Origin of the sequence: Isoptericola sp. BMS4 (assembly GCF_011634835.1) — a bacterium.
Lineage (GTDB): Bacteria > Actinomycetota > Actinomycetes > Actinomycetales > Cellulomonadaceae > Isoptericola.
Genome location: NZ_SIRP01000001.1, coordinates 2,099,837 through 2,116,936 on the forward strand (window position 1 = coordinate 2,099,837; position 17,100 = coordinate 2,116,936).

The following is a 17,100-nucleotide window of genomic DNA, read 5'->3' on the forward strand; positions in this document are numbered from 1 at the left end:
TCAGCTCACCCGCACTCGGGGGTCGAGAACGACGACGGCGATGTCCGCGAGGATGGCGCCGAACGCGGTGATCACGGCACCGAAGGCCGCGACGGCGACGACGCCGTGGATGTCGTTCTTCGTGATCGTCTCGATGAAGTACTGCCCCATGCCCTTCCACGCGAAGATCGACTCGGTGAGCACCGCGCCGGTGAAGACGGCGGGGATCGAGAACGCGACCTGCGTGGTGACGGGGATGAGGGACGTGCGCAGCGCGTGCTTGCGGATGGCCTGCTGCTTGGTGAGGCCCTTCGCGCGGGCCATGCGCACGTAGTCGGACTTGATGTTGTCGAGCAGCAGCGAGCGCTGCAGGAAGTGGTACTGCGCGTACCCGATGAGGACCAGCGCGAGCGTCGGCAGCGCGATGTGCTGCAGCGTGTCCACGAGCACGGGGAAGAACCCGCTCACGCCGATGCTCGACGACCCGGTGACGTAGAAGACCGTGGTGCCCACGGTCTCGTTGAACGCGATCGCGAGCAGGACCAGCCCGAGCGCCGCCACGACGATCGGGATGTTCATGGTGATGATCGACGTGCCCTGGGCGATGCGGTCGCCGAGCCGGTACTGCCGCGACGCGCTGTAGACGCCGAGCGCGATGCCGAGCACGGTGAGCAGGATCGTGGCGCCCAGCATGAGCTCGGCCGAGACCCACATGCGGTACGCGACCTGCTCGTTGACGGACTGCCCGGTGGGGCCCACTCCCCAGTCCCAGTGGAAGAGGATGCCGCTGAACCAGTGCCACCACCGCACGAGCAGCGGGGTGCCGTCGTAGAGGTCACGGGGCTCGAGCAGGTTGACGATCTGCTCCTCGCTGAGCGGCGGACGCCGGCCCACGTAGTTGGCGCGGGGGTCCAGGTAGGCCCAGGCGAGGAAGTACGTCAGGTTCGTCACCGCCACGACCATCAGGAACCAGCCTGCGGCGCGGCGAAGCACGTATCGGATCAAGGTCGGTGGACTCTCTGCTGGACATCGGCGGTGCGCAGGACGCTACAACGTGATCTGCCGCACCTGAGACACAGCGCACACCGCGGGCGAAAATTGTTACCGATCCGTGCCCAGGGCAAGAAACGGTTCAACGACGCGTCGCGGGAGCGTCCTCGCTGGTCAGCGCACCCCGAGGACGAACGGGTGCACCGCGGCGGCGCCCGCGGCCCGCAGCAGCCGTGCGGCGACGGTGAGGGTCCATCCGGTGTCCGTGTAGTCGTCCACGAGCAGCAGGGTGCGTCCCGGCAGCCCGCGCAGGGCGGCGTCACCGAGCTGGAGCTCGAGGCGCCGCGCCACTCCCGCGAGGCGCATCGCCGAGTTGACGTCGTGGCGCCCGGGCGCCTCCTGGCCGGCCGCCGGGCCGACCGCCCCGACGAGCGGCACGCCGAGGTAGGAGGCGAGCCCGTTCGCGAGATGGAACGTCAGCCGGGGGCGTGTCGTGGACCGCACCGCGACCACGCCCTCCACGAGGAGACGCCGCTCGTCGCCTTCGTGGACGTCGTCCCAGTCGTCGAGCACGCGCGCGGCGGCACCGCGCAGGGCGACGGGGGTCTCGCCGTCCGGCGTCGACGGGGCGAAGAGCTCGCGCACCGGCCCGGACCAGCCGAGGCCGTCGAGGCGCGCGACCGCCCGGCCGGGCTCGGCCCGCTCGGACGCGGGGATCTTGCCGCGCTCGGCGAGGCCCAGCGTGGCCAGCCCGGACGGCCACATCTTGCGCGGCTCGACCTCGACCCCCGGGCGGTCCATCTCCGTGCGGGTGGAGGTGACGGTCTCGGGGTCCGGCGGCGGGGGCAGCGTGACCCCGTCGCACCGGTCGCAGCGGCCGCAGGCCCAGCCGTCGGGGAGCCGGGGGTCGTCGAGCTGGCGGCGCAGGAACGCCATGCGGCAGCCCGTCGTCGCGACGTAGTCGAGCATCGCCTGCTGCTCGGCGGCCCGCGTCTCCGCGACGCGCTCGTACCGCGCGGCGTCGTACGCCCACTCGCGCCCGGTGGCGACCCAGCCGCCCTGCACGCGCCGGACGGCGCCGTCGACGTCGAGCACCTTGAGCATGGTCTCGAGCCGGGACCGCTTGAGGTCCACGTGCGTCTCGAGCGCGGCCGTGGACAGCGCCTCGCCGGCGTCGGTGAGCGCGGCGAGGGTGGCCCGCACCTGCGCCTCGGCGGGGAAGGCCTGGGACCCGAACCAGTCCCAGATGGCCTTGTCCTCGTGGCCGGGCAGGAGCACGACGACGGCGTCGTCGACGCCACGGCCCGCGCGGCCCACCTGCTGGTAGTAGGAGATGGGCGAGGAGGGGGCGCCCAGGTGCACGACGAACGCCAGGTCGGGCTTGTCGAAGCCCATGCCGAGCGCCGACGTCGCCACCAGGGCCTTGACGCGGTTCTCCTTGAGGTCGTCCTCGAGCTGCGCTCGCTGGGTGGGGTCCGTGCGTCCGGTGTAGGCGTCGACGGCGAGGCCGGCCCCCCGCAGCTGGGAGGCGACCTCCTCCGCGGCCGAGACCGTGAGGCAGTAGACGATGCCCGAGCCGTCGATCTCCTGCAGGGCCTCGACGAGCCAGGCCACGCGCGTCGGCTGGTCGCCCAGCTCCAGCACCGCCAGGTGCAGCGACTCGCGGTCCAGGCCTCCACGGAGCACGAGGACGTCGTCGCCCGAGGCCAGCGCGGCGTCCGGACCGACGTCGGACCCCGGGGCCGGCACGGCCGCGCGCACGGCCAGCTGCTCGGCCACGTCCCGCGTGACCCGCTCGTTCGCGGTCGCCGTCGTCGCGAGCACGGGGATCCCCGGCGGGAGGTCCGCGAGCAGGGTGCGGATGCGCCGGTAGTCGGGCCGGAAGTCGTGGCCCCAGTCGGAGATGCAGTGGGCCTCGTCGACCACGACCAGCCCGGCGTCGGCGGCGAGCCGCGGCAGCACCTCGTCCCGGAAGGCGGGGTTGTTGAGCCGCTCGGGGGAGCACAGGAGGACGTCGACCTCGCCCGCCGCGATCTGGGCGTGCACCGACTCCCACTCCGTGACGTTCGACGAGTTGATCGTCACCGCGTGGATCCCGGCGCGCGACGCCGCGGCGATCTGGTCGCGCATCAGGGCCAGCAGCGGCGAGACGATGACGGTGGGGCCGGCGCCGCGGGCCCGCAGCAGGCTGGTCGCCACGAAGTAGACGGCCGACTTGCCCCACCCGGTGCGCTGCACGACCAGGGCGCGGCGGTGGAACGCCACCAGCGCCTCGATGGCGGTCCACTGGTCGTCCCGCAGCTCGGCGTCGTCCCGGCCGACCAGCGCCCGCAGCGCGTCGGTGGCCTGCTCGCGCAGGGTCCCGCCCTCGCCGCCGGCCGTGTCCATGAGGCCGCGCAGCATGGCGAGCTTGGCGCGCCGGGACGCGTCGTCGTGCCCTGTCGGTCCGCTCGGCGCGGGGGAGCCGGCCGGTGCCGCGGCCGGGCCTCGTGGCGGTGCGAGGGAGGCCGGTGCCGTCCCCCCGTCGGGCTCGGGCCGGTCGGGCTCGGGGGCGACGTCGTCCGGCGGCGGGGCGTCGTCGTCCGTCGGGGCGAACACGAGGTCGGCGTACGGGTCGTCGGGGTGTGTCACACCAGCGATCGTAGGGCTCGCCGCCCACGGCCGTCCGGCGTCGTCCACAGCGCGCCGGGAGTCGTGGTGCTCGCGGGCAGGGGTGCGGCGCGGGCGCGCTCGGAGGCGTACCGCGGTGGACCGGGCGGGCGGTCAGCGGCCGTGCTCGCGGACGAGCGCGAGCGTCGAGGCCACCACGGCGACGACCTCGGCGCCCGCCGCGACGAGCTCCTCGGTGCCGGCGAACGTCTCCGACACCCCGTAGAAGCCGACCGTCGTCGAGAGCACGAACGCGAGCAGGGTCGCGCCGCCGAAGGCGATGCCGCCGACGAGCGGCAGCCAGTGTCGCCACCCGAGCAGCAGGACGGTCAGCACCGCCGCGGCGACGCCGTTGAGCAGGAACAGCGGGCCGACGACCGCGATGTCCGCATACCCCTGCAGCCACAGCAGCACGTGGACCACCCCGGAGGCCAGCACGCCCAGCGCGGCGACCGCGCGCCACGCGCGGGCGCCCGCCCGCCGGCCGGGCCCGGTGCCCGGTGCGGGTGGCGCGGGGGAGGTGTGCCCGACCATGATGGACATCGTGCCACCGTGCGGCCGGACCGCCACCGGCACGACGGTGCGTCGTCGCTGTACGTGCGACGTGCCTCCCGGCTGCGGCGCGGTCGCCCGCGGTCCCGTGACAGCCCCGGAGGTGCCGATGACGCCCGACCCCACGCCGCCCACCGAGCACGGCCTCGTCCCCGCGCCGGCACCCGTGTGCTCGCACGCGGGTGCCTGCGCCGCCCCGAGCCGCCGGCAGGTCCTGCGCGGGGCCGGCGCGGCGGCGGGTGCCGTCGCCGGTGCCGGGCTCCTCGCCGCGTGCACCGAGGGTCGCCAGGAACCGGGAGACGCCGCTGCCTCGGCCGAGGCGGAGGGTTCCGGCACGGTCGTGGTCGCGCTCGCGGACGTCCCGGTGGGCGGCGCCGTCGCCGCGACCGTGGGCGGCCAGGACGTCCTCGTGACCCGGACCGCCGAGGACGAGGTCCACGCCTTCAGCGCCGTGTGCACCCACGCGGGCTGCACCGTCGCGCCGGGCGAGGGGGAGCTGGTCTGCCCGTGCCACCAGTCGCGCTACGCGCTGGCGGACGCCGCGGTGCTGGGCGGGCCGGCGCCGGAGCCGCTCGCCGTGGTCGACGTCACCGTCTCGGGGCAGGACGTCGTGCTGGCGTGACGCGGGAACCCCGCCGACGAGACGGACGGGTGGTGGCGGGGCGCCGTCCGCGCCCCGGACGGGCCCGCGGGACCGCGTCCGGTGTTCCGTAGACTGGGCGCCGTGACCACCCCGCCCACCGCCCGCGCCGCCCGGGTCGCCGCGCGGCGTGCCGACGACGTCGGGCTGCCGCTGCGCCCCGAGCTCGCTGACGAGGCGCCGTACGGCGCCCCGCAGCTCGACGTGCCGGTGCTGCTCAACGTCAACGAGAACCCGTACGCGCCGCCCGCCGACGTCGTGGCGACGATCGCCCGCGAGGTCGCCGCCGCGGCGGGCGGGCTGAACCGCTACCCCGACCGCGACTTCCCCGCGCTGCGCGCCGACCTGGCCGACTACCTCGCCGCGGAGTCGGGCGTCCGCGTCGCCCCCGAGGGCGTCTGGGCCGCGAACGGGTCCAACGAGGTGATGCTGCACCTGCTGCAGGCCTTCGGCGGCCCGGGCCGGACCGCGGTCTCCTTCGCCCCCACGTACTCCATGTATCCCGAGTACGCCCGCGACACGCACACCCGCTGGGTCACCGCACGGCGGGCGGACGACTTCACGCTCGACGTCGGCCGCGCCGTCGCGACCATCGAGGCCGAGCAGCCGTCGGTGGTGCTGCTGGCCAGCCCGAACAACCCCACCGGCACGGCCCTGCCGGCCGCCGCCGTCGAGGCGGTCCTCGACGCCGCCGCCCGCGTCCAGGTGCCCGACGCCCCCGAGGCGGGCGGGCGCCGCGCGGGCGCCGTCGTCGTCGTGGACGAGGCGTACGCCGAGTTCCGCCGCCCGGGCACGCCGTCCGCGCTCGAGCTCCTCGCCGACCACCCGAACCTCGCCGTGACCCGCACGATGTCCAAGGCGTTCGCCGCCGCGGGCCTGCGCCTCGGCTACCTCGCCGCCGACCCCCGCCTCGTCGACGCGCTGCGGGTGGTGCGCCTGCCGTACCACCTGTCCGCCGTCACCCAGGCGGCGGCCCGCGGCGCGCTCGCGCACCGCGACGCGCTGCTGGCGCAGGTGGCCGAGCTGCGCGCGCAGCGCGACGAGCTCGTGGCCTGGCTGCGCGGGCGGCGGCACGGCGGCCGGGAGCTGCGGGTCGCCGACACCGACGCGAACTTCGCGCTCTTCGGCACCTTCGCGGACCGGCACGCCGTCTGGCAGGGCCTGCTCGAGCGCGGGGTGCTCATCCGCGAGACCGGCCCCGCGGGATGGCTGCGCGTCTCCGTCGGGACGCCGGCCGAGAACGCCGCGTTCCGCACGGCACTGACCGAGGTGCTCGCCGAGGACGTCGCCGGAGACACCGCCCACGTCACGAACGAGCAGGAGGGCTGATGCAGCCAGGGACCCGGACGGCCCGGATCGAGCGGACCACCAGCGAGTCGAGCGTCGTCGTCGAGCTGGACCTCGACGGCACCGGGCGCACGGAGATCTCCACGACCGTGCCGTTCTACGACCACATGCTCACCGCGCTCGGCAAGCACTCGCTCATCGACCTCACCGTGCGCGCCACGGGCGACACCCACATCGACGCCCACCACACCGTCGAGGACGTCGCGATCGTCATCGGCGAGGCGCTGCGCCAGGCCCTCGGCGACAAGCGCGGGATCTCCCGGTTCGGCGACGCGACCGTGCCGCTCGACGAGGCCCTGGCGCTCGCCGTCGTCGACGTCTCCGGGCGGCCGTACCTGGTGCACTCCGGCGAGCCCGCCGGCCAGGAGCACCACCTCATCGGCGGGCACTTCACCGGGTCCCTGACCCGGCACGTGCTCGAGTCGATCGCTCACCACGCGGGCATCTGCCTGCACGTGCGGGTCCTCGCCGGCCGCGACCCGCACCACGTCGTCGAAGCCCAGTTCAAGGCGCTCGCGCGCGCGCTGCGCGCCGCCGTCGCCCCCGACCCGCGCGTCGAGGGCGTCCCGTCCACGAAGGGTGCGCTGTAACCGCATGACCACCGACCCCCTGCCCGACGGCTTCGAGGTCCCGGACGACCTGTCCGGCCTCGACGGCACCCGCAAGGACCCGGAGCTGGCCGTCCTCATCACCCAGATCGCCGGTGCCGAGCCGCTGGCGGCCGCCTGCGCCGTCGCCGAGCTCGACGTCCTCGCCGTGGCGACCGACGTCGGCGCGCTCGGCGTGCTGCAGGACACCGGCGACGACGCGCCGGACCACGCGGCGGCCGCGATCTCGAAGCTCGTCGCCGGGGTGCCGCTCGTGCTCGTCACGCGGTGGGGCGAGCAGCTCACCTGCGTGCGCTACGCCGACGGCGCGGCCGACGGCGAGCTGCCGCCCGGGCTGGTGCTCGGCGGCGCCCCCGAGGTGCTCGAGGACCTGCTCACGGGCCACCTGCGGGTGGCCGACCTGACCGACGTCGTCGCGTCGAAGGACATCAGCCGGTTCAAGGCCGTGCGGATGCTGACCGGGGCGGCGCGCCGGGCCCGGAAGAACAAGAAGTGACGGGCCAGAAGACGGGCCGGGCGACGGGCCAGGGCGTGACCGGCACGACGGACGAGGTGGCGCCGCTCCTGCCCGACGGCGGCGCGGCGGCCGAGCTCAACCCGCGCCCCGCCGCCGCGGGCACCACCGGACGGCCCCACGTCGTCGTCTTCGACTACGGCTTCGGCAACGTGCGCTCGGCCGTCCGGGCGCTGGAGCGCGTCGGCGCCGAGGTCGAGCTGACGGCGGACGTGCGGCGCGCCGGCGAGGCGACCGGCCTGGTCGTGCCCGGCGTCGGCGCGTTCGGCGCGTGCATGGCCGGCCTGCGCGCCGCCCGCGGCGACCAGGTCGTGGACCGGCGCCTCGCCGGCAACCGACCCGTGCTCGGGATCTGCGTCGGCATGCAGGTGATGTTCACCGCCGGGGTCGAGCACGGCGAGCGCTCCGAGGGCCTGGGGGAGTGGCGCGGCGTCGTCGACCGCCTCGACGCCCCCGTCGTCCCGCACATGGGCTGGTCGCCCGTGGAGGCGGCCGCCGACAGCGTGCTGTTCCGCGGCGTCGAGGAGGAGCGGTTCTACTTCGTGCACTCCTACGCCGCCCACGAGTTCCCCCAGGGGCACGACGAGGCCGCCGACCCGCGCTACACCCCGCCGCGCGTCACCTGGGCGCGGCACGGCGACGGCCGGGCCGCGGCGCGCTTCGTGGCCGCCGTCGAGGACGGCCCGCTGTCCGCGACGCAGTTCCACCCGGAGAAGTCCGGCGACGCCGGCGCGACCCTGCTGGAGAACTGGGTCCGCTCGCTGTGACGCAGTCCCGCCATGACGCAGCGCCGTGACGCTTCCCGACCACCACGACCCGCGCGGCACCGCGCCGGGCCCACCCGCGATGCTGGAGACACACCGATGACCGACCGCCTCGTCCTGCTGCCCGCCGTCGACGTCGCCGACGGCCAGGCCGTCCGCCTCGTCCAGGGGGAGGCGGGCTCGGAGACGTCCTACGGCGACCCGCTGGCCGCCGCCCTCGACTGGCAGTCCGGCGGCGCCGAGTGGATCCACCTCGTGGACCTCGACGCCGCGTTCGGCCGCGGCTCCAACGCCGACCTCCTCGCCCGCGTCGTCGCCGAGCTCGACGTGCAGGTCGAGCTGTCCGGCGGCATCCGCGACGACGCCTCCCTGGAGCGGGCGCTGGCGACCGGCGCCCGCCGCGTGAACATCGGCACCGCCGCCCTGGAGGACCCCGAGTGGACGGCGAGGGTCATCGCCGACCACGGCGACGCCGTCGCCGTGGGCCTCGACGTGCGCGGCACCACCCTCGCGGCCCGCGGCTGGACGAAGGAGGGCGGCGACCTGTGGGAGGTCCTCGCCCGGCTCGACGAGGCCGGGTGCGCCCGGTACGTCGTCACGGACGTCACCAAGGACGGCACCCTGCGGGGCCCCAACGTCGACCTGCTGCGCGACGTCGCGTCGCGCACCGACGCGCACGTCGTCGCCTCCGGCGGCATCTCCTCGCTCGCGGACCTCGAGGCGCTGCGCGCGCTCGTGCCCGACGGGGTGGAGGGCGCCGTGGTGGGCAAGGCCCTCTACTCGGGCGCGTTCACCCTGCCGCAGGCGCTCGACGTCGCGGGGCGTCCGTGAGCACGCCGGAGAGCACCGGGCAGGACGACACCGGGCAGGACGACACCGGGCAGGACGACACCGGGCAGGACGACACCGGGCAGGAGTCGGCCGGGCGCCAGCTCCCCGGCCACCTGCGCTCGATCCAGCCGACCTCGCAGTTCGCCGGCGACGACGGCTCGGTGGACGCCCGGCTCGCGGAGCTCCTCGAGGGCTACGCCGCCGGGCGGGCCGCGCTCGCCGACGTCGTGGAGCACCTGGCCCGGACGCGTGTGCTCGTGCCGGTGCTGGCCGAGGTCGAGGCCACGGCCGCCGTCACCCACGACGGGCAGGAGCTGGAGGTCGACAAGGAGGCCTCCGCCGGTGTCGTCGCGGTCGAGGCGCCCGACGGGCGGCGCGCGCTGCCGGTCTTCACGTCGGTCGACGCGATGGCCGCGTGGCGGCCGGACGCCCGGCCGGTACCCGTCGAGGCGCCGCGGGCAGCCCTGTCGGCCGTGAGCGAGGACTGGTCCCTCCTGGTCGTCGACCCCTCCGGGCCCGTGACCGTGCAGGTGCCCAGGCCCGCCGTGTGGGCGCTCGCGCAGGGCAGGCGGTGGCGCCCGGCGCTGACCGGTCCGGGGGACGACGGCGCGCCGACGGTGGACCCCGAGGTGGCCGCCGCCGTCGCCGACGCCGCCGCCCCCGTGCAGCACGTGGTGCGGGCCCACGCCGAGCCGGGCCGGCGCGCCGAGGTCGCCGTCGTCCTGGCACTGGACCCGGGGCTCGACCGGGCCGGGCTCGACCGCGTGCTCGGCCAGGTCAACGCGCGGCTCGGAGCGTCGAGCGTCATCTCCGAGCGGGTCGACTCGCTCGAGCTCCGCGTGGGTGCCGCCCGCTGAGCCGGACGCCCGCCCGCACCGGCCTCAGGAGCAGGGCGGCAGGTCGCTGAACGCGTCGGAGTCGGAGAGCAGGTCGCGCAGCGTCGAGCTCGGCACGAGCAGCGAGTCCCCGTCGCCCGTCTTGGCGTAGACGACGCCGATGACGTCGCCGTGCGCGTCCAGGGCGGCCGAGCCCGAGGACCCGGGCTCCACGGGCGCGTCGGTGCGCAGGACCTCGCCGAGGTTCTCGTGCAGCGGGTCGGTCGTCGGCCCGATGATGGCCCCGGCGGTCGCCGTCAGCTCGCCGCCCTCGGGGTACCCCACGACCGTGACGGCGTCGCCGGGCTGCGGGTCGTCCGGCGTCACGCGCGGGTGGCTCGGCAGGGGGTCGCGGGTGCGTACCACGGCCAGGTCCGCCAGCCGGGCGGTGGCGGCCGCCGAGACCGTGAGGTCGCGCCCGTCGTACGTGCTCACCTGCAGGTCCTCGGAGTCGGCGACGACGTGCCGGTTCGTGATGAGGGTGTGCTCGTCGATCGCGAAGCCGGACCCCGTGGACAGGCCGTCGCAGCCCACGTTGCGGATCCGCACGGCCATGCGCTGCACGGCGTCGAAGCCGTCGGGGGAGAGCTCGTCGTCCGGGCTGTGGGCGGGCGGCGCGAAGGACGCACGGTAGGACGGCACGACGTCGCTCGGCACCGGGTCCGGAAGCGCCGGCAGCACGCCGCAGCCGCCCAGGGTCGTGGCCAGCAGGCCGGCGAGCAGGGCGCGGCGGGCGGGGGCTCCCGGGCCCGGGGGGCGGCGCCGTGCGCGCGCCGCGCTCACGGCGCCGTGCCCCGCAGCTCGCGGCGCAGCTCGTCGTGCGCGTCCACCGCCTGCCGGCAGAGGTCGTCGACGTCGCTCGCGAACCGGTCCGTGGCCGCCGGGCCGTCCGACGTGGCGGCGTCGTCCCGTGCGAGCGCGTCGATGAGCCGGGACTGCGCCCCGATGCACTGGTCGAGCGCGTCGGCGACGACCGCGGCGGCCTCGCTCACCCGGGTCTGCTGGTCGACCTCCAGCTGGGAGACCACGTTCCGGTCGCCGAGCTGCGCCTTCTCGTTCGCCAGGTCGGTGATGCGGTCCGTGGCGGTCGCGAGCTGTTCGCGCGCCGCCACCAACTCGGCCTCGACCGCCGAGGTCTCGGCACGCTGCTCGGCCACACGGTCCGCGTACCGGCGCGCCTGAGCCTCCCACGTGGCGCTGTCGGCCTGCCAGCGCACGGTGGTGAGCCACAGGTACCCGCCGAGCGCGAGGGCGGCCACCAGGAGCACGCCCAGCACGGGCACCGCGGCACGGCTGCGGGCGTGCGGCGCGGCCATCTCAGACGACGGAGCCCGTGAACTTCTCGCCAGGGCCCTCGCCCGGCGCGTCCGGGACGACGGAGGCCTCGCGGAACGCGAGCTGGAGGGACCGCAGGCCGTCGCGCAGCGACCGGGCGTGCTGGTTGCCGATGTCGGGCGCGCTGGTGGTGACCAGCGCGGCGAGCGCGGTGATGAGCTTGCGCGCCTCGTCGAGGTCGAGGTGCTCGGCGGCGTCGGCCTCCTCCGCGAGACCGCACTTGACGGCCGCGGCGCTCATGAGGTGGACGGCCGCCGTGGTGATGACCTCGACGGCGGCGACGTCGGCGATGTCACGGGTCGCGCCGTCGACGGCGGGGTCGGTTCCGGGGGACGCCGACTCGGGCGTGCTGCTGCTCATGGGGGACATCCTCGCATCGTGCGTGCGGCTCGGACGACAGGGACGGCACCGGGGGCCGGCTCCGCGCGGACCCGGCCCCCGGAGGCGTCGACGACGTGTCGACAGCGCGTCGACCGTCGCCCTAGGCCGAGGTCAGGACGCGACCTCGGAGCGGAGCTTGGCGCCCAGCTCGGCGTCGACGTTCGTCCAGTACTGGAAGAACCGCTCGCGGATCTCGTCGATCGTGATCGACTTGCCCTGGCCGGTCAGGGTCTCGAGGAAGCGCGCCTTGGTGGCCTCGTCGAAGACCTCGCGGTACAGGGTGCCGGCCTGGCCGAAGTCGTCGTCCTCCGCGTGCAGGGTCTGCGCGGCGCGCAGCAGCTCGCCGTCCGACTCCCAGCCGGCCTCCGCCGCGCGGGCCGGGTCCGCCGCCGGGCCGCCGAACGAGTTCGGGGTGTAGACGCGGGCCTCGGGGCCGTTGAAGTGGTACTGCATCGGGCCCTCGTGCATGTAGTTCGCCGTCTCGGCCGCGTGCGGCTGGTTCACCGGCAGCTGGTTGAAGTTCGCGCCGATGCGGTGGCGGTGCGCGTCGTTGTACGCGAACACGCGGGCCATGAGCATCTTGTCCGGCGAGATGCCGGTGCCGGGGACCTGGTTGCCCGGCGAGAACGCCGCCTGCTCGATCTCCGCGAAGTAGTTGCGCGGGTTGCGGTTCAGCGTGAACGTGCCGACCTTGATGAGCGGGTAGTCGGCGTGCGGCCAGACCTTGGTCATGTCGAACGGGTTGAAGCGGTAGGTCTTCGCGTCCTCGTACGGCATGACCTGCACCATGACGTCCCACGACGGGTGGTCGCCGCGCTCGATGGCCTCGTACAGGTCGCGGCGGTAGAAGTCCGCGTCCTCGCCCGCGATGCGCTCGGCGTCCTCGTTCGACATGTGCTCGACGCCCTGGTGGCTGATGAAGTGGTACTGCACCCAGAAGCGCTCGCCGGCGGCGTTGACCCACTGGTAGGTGTGCGAGCCGTAGCCGTTGAGGTGGCGCCAGGACTTCGACAGGCCGCGGTCGCCCATGAGGTAGGTGACCTGGTGCGCCGACTCGGGGGACAGGGTCCAGAAGTCCCACTGCATGTCCGCGTCGCGCAGGCCGGAGGCGCCGAGGCGCTTCTGGGAGTGGATGAAGTCGGGGAACTTCATCGCGTCGCGCAGGAAGAACACCGGGGTGTTGTTCCCGACGATGTCGAGGTTCCCCTCTTCCGTGTAGAAGCGCAGCGCGAAGCCGCGCACGTCGCGCCAGGTGTCGGGCGAGCCCTGCTCGCCGGCGACCGAGGAGAAGCGCAGCAGCGTCTCGCTCTTCGCCCCCTTCTGGAAGACGGCCGCGCTGGTGTACCGCGAGACGTCCTCGGTGACGACGAGCTCGCCGAAGGCGCCGCCGCCCTTGGCGTGCGGGTTGCGCTCGGGCACGCGCTCCCGGTTGAAGGAGGCGAGCTTCTCGACCAGGTAGCGGTCGTGCAGGACGGTGGGCCCGTCCGCGCCCACGGTGAGCGAGTGCGCGTCGCTGGCGACCGGGGTTCCGGTCTGGGTCGTCGTGAACGGCGTCGTCATGTGACGTCCTTTCTCAGGGGGTTCCAACTCGGTGGGTCGTGCCGGAGGGCCCGGCCGCCGGGACGGGGTCGGCGGTGGGCTCGGAAGCACAGGTGGGGCACAGGCCCCAGAAGGTGACCTCGGCGAGGTCGACGGTGAACCCGTGCGTGTCGCGGGGCGTGAGGCACGGGGCGGCGCCGACGGTGCAGTCGACGTCGGCGACGGCGCCGCACCCGCGGCACACCACGTGGTGGTGGTTGTCGCCGACCCGGCGCTCGTAGCGTGCGGGGTGGCCGGCGGGCTCCATCCGTCGCAGGAGCCCGGCGGCCGTCAGGGCGTGCAGGCAGTCGTAGACGGCCTGCACCGAGACCGTGCCGAGATCGGCCCGCACGGCGCGGACGAGGTCGTCCGCGGTGGAGTGCTGGTGCCCGTCGAGAGCGCGCAGGACGCCGAGGCGCACGCCCGTGACGCGCAGCCCGCGCTCACGCAGCAGCGTGCTGTCGTCCGTGCTCGCCGTGGTCATGGCCGGAACGGTAGCAGCCTTTTCTGGAATCGTTCCAGTAAGGGGTGGGGGCGTGTCCGCGCTCGGGCGGGCCGGGTCGGGATCGGCCGTGGGTGCCGGGGTGGTGTCCGGCACAGGCGTCCCGAGGCGCCCCTGGTCCGTGCTAGCCTTGGTGGCTGACCGACCTGGGTCGAGCGATCGGACGCCGTCGAGCGTGCGAGCTGGTCCCGGGTGCATCAAGTGGATTCCATCCCACCCGAGCGCCGACCGCACGCCGAGAGCGTCGACAGGGGCCGGGTCCGGTCGGGCGGCGAGCAGCCGGCACCGACCCCGGTCGCCGGGCTCTCGCGCCCGACGTCGGTTCATGGCCTCCACCTGTGCTCAGGTCGGGGGCCTTTCCCGTCCCTGGCGGTCTACCGACGAGTTCCTAGGAGCATCACCATCAGCGAGCCTCGCATCAACGATCGGATCCGCGTCCCCGAGGTCCGACTCATCGGCCCGGGCGGGGAGCAGGTCGGCGTGGTCGCGACGGGAGTCGCCCTGAAGCTTGCCCAGGACGCCGACCTCGACCTGGTCGAGGTCGCGCCGAACTCTCGCCCGCCCGTCGCCAAGCTCATGGACTACGGCAAGTTCAAGTACGAGTCCGACATGAAGGCGCGCGAGGCGCGGCGCAACCAGGCGAACACCGTGCTCAAGGAGATCCGGTTCCGCCTCAAGATCGACCCGCACGACTACGCGACCAAGAAGGGCCACGTCGAGCGCTTCCTGAGCGCGGGCGACAAGGTCAAGGTCATGATCATGTTCCGCGGCCGCGAGCAGTCCCGCCCCGAGATGGGCGTGCGCCTGCTGCAGCGCCTGGCGGAGGACGTCTCCGACCTCGGCTTCGTCGAGTCGATGCCGAAGCAGGACGGCCGCAACATGACCATGGTCCTGGGCCCGGTGAAGAAGAAGGCCGACGCCAAGAGCGAGCAGCGCAAGCGCTCCGCCGAGGTCAACGCCCAGCGCAAGACCAAGTCCGAGGTGAAGGCCGAGGCCCGCGCCCAGTCGCAGACCGCGGCCGACGAGCCGGAGGCGACCGGGACCGAGGCCGAGGCGCCCGCCGCACCGGAGCCCGCGGAGGCGCCGCGCCCGGCGTCGGAGACGCCGGCACCCGCGGCGCCCAGGCCGACGCCGGCGCGGCCCAAGCCGAGCCCCCGCTGAGGGCACCGGCCACGTACTGACCATCTGGCACCGGGTCGGCCCGCCGGCCCCGGTCCGCACACGTCACCGCCCCCGGGTGGGTGACCGACACGAGGAGAGACGGCAGTCATGCCGAAGAACAAGACGCACTCCGGCGCCAAGAAGCGTTTCCGGGTCACCGGCAAGGGCAAGGTCATGCGCGAGCAGACCAACGCTCGCCACTACCTCGAGCACAAGTCGAGCCGCCGCACCCGCCGACTCGCGATGGACCAGACGGTCTCGCAGGCCGACGTCAAGAACATCAAGAAGCTGCTCGGCAAGTGACCCCCTGCGGCGGACCGTCGTTCGAGAACGACACCGCCGCCAGCACTTCCGGCCCCGACACTGCAAGGAGCATCACGTGGCACGCGTGAAGCGGGCGGTCAACGCCCACAAGAAGCGCCGTACGACCCTCGAGCGCGCCAGCGGCTACCGCGGCCAGCGGTCGCGTCTCTACCGCAAGGCCAAGGAGCAGGTCACCCACTCCTTCGTCTACTCGTACCGCGACCGCAAGGCCAAGAAGGGCGACTTCCGCAAGCTGTGGATCCAGCGGATCAACGCGGCGGCCCGCGCCCAGGGCCTGACCTACAACCGCTTCGTCCAGGGCCTCAAGGCCGCGGGCGTCGAGGTGGACCGCCGCATGCTCGCCGAGCTCGCGGTCAACGACGTGGCGGCGTTCAACGCGCTCGTCCAGGTCGCCAAGGACGCGCTGCCGTCGGACGTGAACGCTCCGAAGGCCGCCTGAGCGACCCGCTCAGCACCCGGACGCCCGGACGACGCCCGACCTGCCGATGCCAGGCATGATTCCGACATGACCTCAGGCATCCCCGAGGTGACGCTCGCGAACCCGCGAGCCGATCGGGTCAAGCAGGTCCGGGCGCTGTCCGGGCGTCCTGCGCGTTCCCGGCACGGGCAGTTCCTCGTCGAGGGCCCGCAGGGCGTGCGCGAGGCGGTCCGGCACGCGCCCGGGCAGGTCCGGGACGTCTACCTCACCCCGGCGACCGCCGAGCGGTACGCCGAGATCCGCACGGCGGCCCAGGATGCGGGGCTGTACGTGCACGTCGCCACGCGCGAGGTCCTGGAGGCCATGAGCCCCGACGCCCAGGGGGTGCTCGCCGTCGTGCGGGCGCACCCGTGCGCGCTGGACGACGCCCTGCGCGCGCCTGCTGCGGGCCCGCTGCTCGTCGCGGTGCTCGCGAACGTCCGCGACCCCGGGAACGCCGGCGCGGTGGTCCGCGCGGCGGACGCCGCGGGCGCGGACCTCGTGGTGCTCGCCGGCGAGAGCGTCGACGTGCACAACCCCAAGGTCGTCCGCTCGACGGCCGGCTCGCTCTTCCACCTCCCCGTCGTCACGGGCGTGGCGCTGTCCGACGTCGCGGACGCCGCGCGGCGGGCGGGCTGCGTCGTCCTGGCGGCCGACGGGTCGGGGGACCACGACCTCGACGACCTGCTCGACGTGGCCGGGACGCCCGTCGCGACCGGCGGCGGTCTGCCCGACCTGGCGGGCTCCACGGCGTGGGTCTTCGGCAACGAGGCCTGGGGGCTGCCGCCGGACGACCGCGCGCTCGCCGACGCCGTCGTGCGCGTCCCCATCCGCGGCCGGGCCGAGTCGCTCAACCTCGCCACCGCGGCCACCGTCTGCCTCTACGCCAGCGGCCGCGCCCAGCGCTGACCACGGCCCGGCCGTGCGTCCGGCCTACCATCGCGGCATGCGACTGTTCACGGCCGTCTACCCGTCCGACGACGCCGTCGCGCACCTGGAGCTCGCCCTCGGCGGCGTGGGCGGGCGGTCGCTGGGCGACCCGGGCCGTGGCCTGCGGTGGGTGCCGGCCGCGCAGCGGCACGTGACGCTCGTCTTCCACGGCGAGGTGCCCGACGGCGCGGTGCCGGGCTACGTCGAGGCGCTGGAGGTCGCACTGCGCGACGTCCCGCCGTTCGAGCTCGCCCTCGCGGGCAGCGGGGCGTTCGGCGGGCGCACGCTGTGGATCGGCGTGACCGGCGCCGTGCCCGAGCTGCAGCGGGCCGCCGCGACGGCGCGGGACGTCGCCGACGGCGCCGGCCTGCCCGCGGCGGACCGTGCGGGCGGGCGGCCGCACCTGACCGTCGCGCGCACCACGCTGCGCGCGGCGCCCGACCGGCGGGGCGCGGTCGCGGGGGCCCGCGGGGGCAGTCGCGGGCCGCGCGGCCGGTCGGCGGAGTCTCCGCTGGTGCCGTGGGCGCGGGCCCTCGCGGTGTACCGCGGACCGGCCTGGCGTGTCGACACGGTGCACGTCGTGGGGTCCCGGCTCGGCGAGGGCCGCTCCGGAGGCCCCCTGCACGAGGACGTGGCGGTCGTCCCGCTCGGGCCCGGGCCCGGCTGAGCCCGCCCGCCGCCGC

The 17,100-nt window shown here is 74.9% G+C and carries 20 protein-coding genes; 12 read left to right on the forward strand and 8 right to left on the reverse strand.

The window, feature by feature from the left end; translation table 11 throughout:
- The 3 genes from EYB28_RS09335 to EYB28_RS09345 form a co-directional block, all read right to left on the reverse strand.
- A complete protein-coding gene (locus EYB28_RS09335; RefSeq protein WP_240930471.1) occupies positions 1–930 on the reverse strand; it encodes an ABC transporter permease in 930 nt (309 codons plus the stop codon).
- Positions 931–1,143: 213 nt separating this feature from the next.
- Complete coding sequence (locus EYB28_RS09340; protein ID WP_166852054.1) at positions 1,144–3,372, reverse strand: ATP-dependent DNA helicase RecQ; 2,229 nt, start codon at positions 3,370–3,372, stop codon at positions 1,144–1,146.
- 360 nt (positions 3,373–3,732) lie between these two features.
- Entirely contained in the window at positions 3,733–4,161 is a 429-nt protein-coding gene (locus EYB28_RS09345; RefSeq protein WP_205710879.1) for a hypothetical protein, read from the reverse strand.
- A 118-nt stretch (positions 4,162–4,279) separates the two neighbouring features.
- Here EYB28_RS09345 and EYB28_RS09350 point away from each other — a divergent pair, with 118 nt between their 5' ends.
- The 7 genes from EYB28_RS09350 to EYB28_RS09380 all read left to right on the forward strand — a co-directional run bounded on the left by EYB28_RS09350 (position 4,280) and on the right by EYB28_RS09380 (position 9,731).
- Positions 4,280–4,792: a ubiquinol-cytochrome c reductase iron-sulfur subunit gene (locus EYB28_RS09350; protein WP_205710880.1), complete on the forward strand. Its 513-nt coding sequence runs from the start codon at positions 4,280–4,282 to the stop codon at positions 4,790–4,792.
- A gap of 165 nt (positions 4,793–4,957) precedes the next feature.
- The gene (locus EYB28_RS09355) at positions 4,958–6,139 is read left to right on the forward strand and encodes a histidinol-phosphate transaminase (protein WP_240930712.1); all 1,182 of its coding nucleotides are present in this window, start codon (positions 4,958–4,960) and stop codon (positions 6,137–6,139) included.
- On the forward strand, positions 6,139–6,747 hold the full coding sequence (gene hisB / locus EYB28_RS09360) for an imidazoleglycerol-phosphate dehydratase HisB (protein WP_166847012.1): 609 nt from the start codon (positions 6,139–6,141) through the stop codon (positions 6,745–6,747). Before EYB28_RS09355 ends, hisB begins: the two co-directional genes overlap by 1 nt.
- Positions 6,748–6,751: 4 nt before the next feature.
- Complete coding sequence (locus tag EYB28_RS09365) at positions 6,752–7,261, forward strand: hypothetical protein (RefSeq protein ID WP_166847014.1); 510 nt, start codon at positions 6,752–6,754, stop codon at positions 7,259–7,261.
- Positions 7,258–8,046, forward strand: a complete 789-nt coding sequence (gene hisH / locus EYB28_RS09370; protein ID WP_370459460.1) for an imidazole glycerol phosphate synthase subunit HisH — start codon at positions 7,258–7,260, stop codon at positions 8,044–8,046. Before EYB28_RS09365 ends, hisH begins: the two co-directional genes overlap by 4 nt.
- Positions 8,047–8,142: 96 nt before the next feature.
- The gene (gene priA / locus EYB28_RS09375; protein ID WP_166847017.1) at positions 8,143–8,874 is read left to right on the forward strand and encodes a bifunctional 1-(5-phosphoribosyl)-5-((5-phosphoribosylamino)methylideneamino)imidazole-4-carboxamide isomerase/phosphoribosylanthranilate isomerase PriA; all 732 of its coding nucleotides are present in this window, start codon (positions 8,143–8,145) and stop codon (positions 8,872–8,874) included.
- A gap of 113 nt (positions 8,875–8,987) precedes the next feature.
- Entirely contained in the window at positions 8,988–9,731 is a 744-nt protein-coding gene (locus EYB28_RS09380; RefSeq protein ID WP_166852065.1) for an SseB family protein, read from the forward strand.
- 24 nt (positions 9,732–9,755) lie between these two features.
- Here EYB28_RS09380 and EYB28_RS09385 read toward each other — a convergent pair whose 3' ends face one another.
- The 5 genes from EYB28_RS09385 to EYB28_RS09405 form a co-directional block, all read right to left on the reverse strand.
- Entirely contained in the window at positions 9,756–10,532 is a 777-nt protein-coding gene (locus tag EYB28_RS09385; RefSeq protein WP_240930472.1) for a S1C family serine protease, read from the reverse strand.
- Positions 10,529–11,065, reverse strand: coding sequence for a hypothetical protein (locus tag EYB28_RS09390; RefSeq protein ID WP_166847020.1), 537 nt, complete (start codon positions 11,063–11,065; stop codon positions 10,529–10,531). Before EYB28_RS09390 ends, EYB28_RS09385 begins: the two co-directional genes overlap by 4 nt.
- A gap of 1 nt (position 11,066) precedes the next feature.
- Complete coding sequence (locus tag EYB28_RS09395) at positions 11,067–11,444, reverse strand: DUF1844 domain-containing protein (RefSeq protein WP_166847023.1); 378 nt, start codon at positions 11,442–11,444, stop codon at positions 11,067–11,069.
- 132 nt (positions 11,445–11,576) lie between these two features.
- On the reverse strand, positions 11,577–13,025 hold the full coding sequence (locus tag EYB28_RS09400) for a catalase (RefSeq protein WP_166847025.1): 1,449 nt from the start codon (positions 13,023–13,025) through the stop codon (positions 11,577–11,579).
- A 13-nt stretch (positions 13,026–13,038) separates the two neighbouring features.
- The gene (locus EYB28_RS09405) at positions 13,039–13,527 is read right to left on the reverse strand and encodes a Fur family transcriptional regulator (protein WP_166847027.1); all 489 of its coding nucleotides are present in this window, start codon (positions 13,525–13,527) and stop codon (positions 13,039–13,041) included.
- Positions 13,528–13,974: 447 nt separating this feature from the next.
- Between EYB28_RS09405 and infC the strand changes: the two genes are divergently transcribed.
- The 5 genes from infC to EYB28_RS09430 all read left to right on the forward strand — a co-directional run bounded on the left by infC (position 13,975) and on the right by EYB28_RS09430 (position 17,084).
- A complete protein-coding gene (gene infC, locus EYB28_RS09410; RefSeq protein ID WP_370459509.1) occupies positions 13,975–14,706 on the forward strand; it encodes a translation initiation factor IF-3 in 732 nt (243 codons plus the stop codon).
- A 108-nt stretch (positions 14,707–14,814) separates the two neighbouring features.
- Positions 14,815–15,009, forward strand: a complete 195-nt coding sequence (gene rpmI, locus EYB28_RS09415; protein WP_166847029.1) for a 50S ribosomal protein L35 — start codon at positions 14,815–14,817, stop codon at positions 15,007–15,009.
- A 76-nt stretch (positions 15,010–15,085) separates the two neighbouring features.
- Positions 15,086–15,469 (forward strand): 50S ribosomal protein L20, encoded by a 384-nt coding sequence (gene rplT, locus EYB28_RS09420; RefSeq protein ID WP_166847031.1) that lies wholly within the window; start codon positions 15,086–15,088, stop codon positions 15,467–15,469.
- A gap of 66 nt (positions 15,470–15,535) precedes the next feature.
- Positions 15,536–16,396, forward strand: a complete 861-nt coding sequence (locus EYB28_RS09425; RefSeq protein ID WP_166847033.1) for an RNA methyltransferase — start codon at positions 15,536–15,538, stop codon at positions 16,394–16,396.
- Positions 16,397–16,433: 37 nt separating this feature from the next.
- Positions 16,434–17,084, forward strand: coding sequence for a 2'-5' RNA ligase family protein (locus tag EYB28_RS09430; protein WP_166847035.1), 651 nt, complete (start codon positions 16,434–16,436; stop codon positions 17,082–17,084).
- Positions 17,085–17,100 lie beyond the last annotated feature (16 nt).

Bases quoted from the DNA above. Each gene is read 5' to 3' on its own strand.
- EYB28_RS09340 (WP_166852054.1), bottom strand. From the start codon at position 3,372: ATGCTGCGCGGCCTCATGGACACGGCCGGCGGCGAGGGCGGGACCCTG.
- EYB28_RS09345 (WP_205710879.1), bottom strand. From the start codon at position 4,161: ATGTCCATCATGGTCGGGCACACCTCCCCCGCGCCACCCGCACCGGGC.
- EYB28_RS09350 (WP_205710880.1), top strand. From the start codon at position 4,280: ATGACGCCCGACCCCACGCCGCCCACCGAGCACGGCCTCGTCCCCGCG.
- hisB (WP_166847012.1), top strand. From the start codon at position 6,139: ATGCAGCCAGGGACCCGGACGGCCCGGATCGAGCGGACCACCAGCGAG.
- EYB28_RS09365 (WP_166847014.1), top strand. From the start codon at position 6,752: ATGACCACCGACCCCCTGCCCGACGGCTTCGAGGTCCCGGACGACCTG.
- priA (WP_166847017.1), top strand. From the start codon at position 8,143: ATGACCGACCGCCTCGTCCTGCTGCCCGCCGTCGACGTCGCCGACGGC.
- EYB28_RS09390 (WP_166847020.1), bottom strand. From the start codon at position 11,065: ATGGCCGCGCCGCACGCCCGCAGCCGTGCCGCGGTGCCCGTGCTGGGC.
- EYB28_RS09395 (WP_166847023.1), bottom strand. From the start codon at position 11,444: ATGAGCAGCAGCACGCCCGAGTCGGCGTCCCCCGGAACCGACCCCGCC.
- EYB28_RS09400 (WP_166847025.1), bottom strand. From the start codon at position 13,025: ATGACGACGCCGTTCACGACGACCCAGACCGGAACCCCGGTCGCCAGC.
- EYB28_RS09405 (WP_166847027.1), bottom strand. From the start codon at position 13,527: ATGACCACGGCGAGCACGGACGACAGCACGCTGCTGCGTGAGCGCGGG.
- rpmI (WP_166847029.1), top strand. From the start codon at position 14,815: ATGCCGAAGAACAAGACGCACTCCGGCGCCAAGAAGCGTTTCCGGGTC.
- EYB28_RS09425 (WP_166847033.1), top strand. From the start codon at position 15,536: ATGACCTCAGGCATCCCCGAGGTGACGCTCGCGAACCCGCGAGCCGAT.
- EYB28_RS09430 (WP_166847035.1), top strand. From the start codon at position 16,434: ATGCGACTGTTCACGGCCGTCTACCCGTCCGACGACGCCGTCGCGCAC.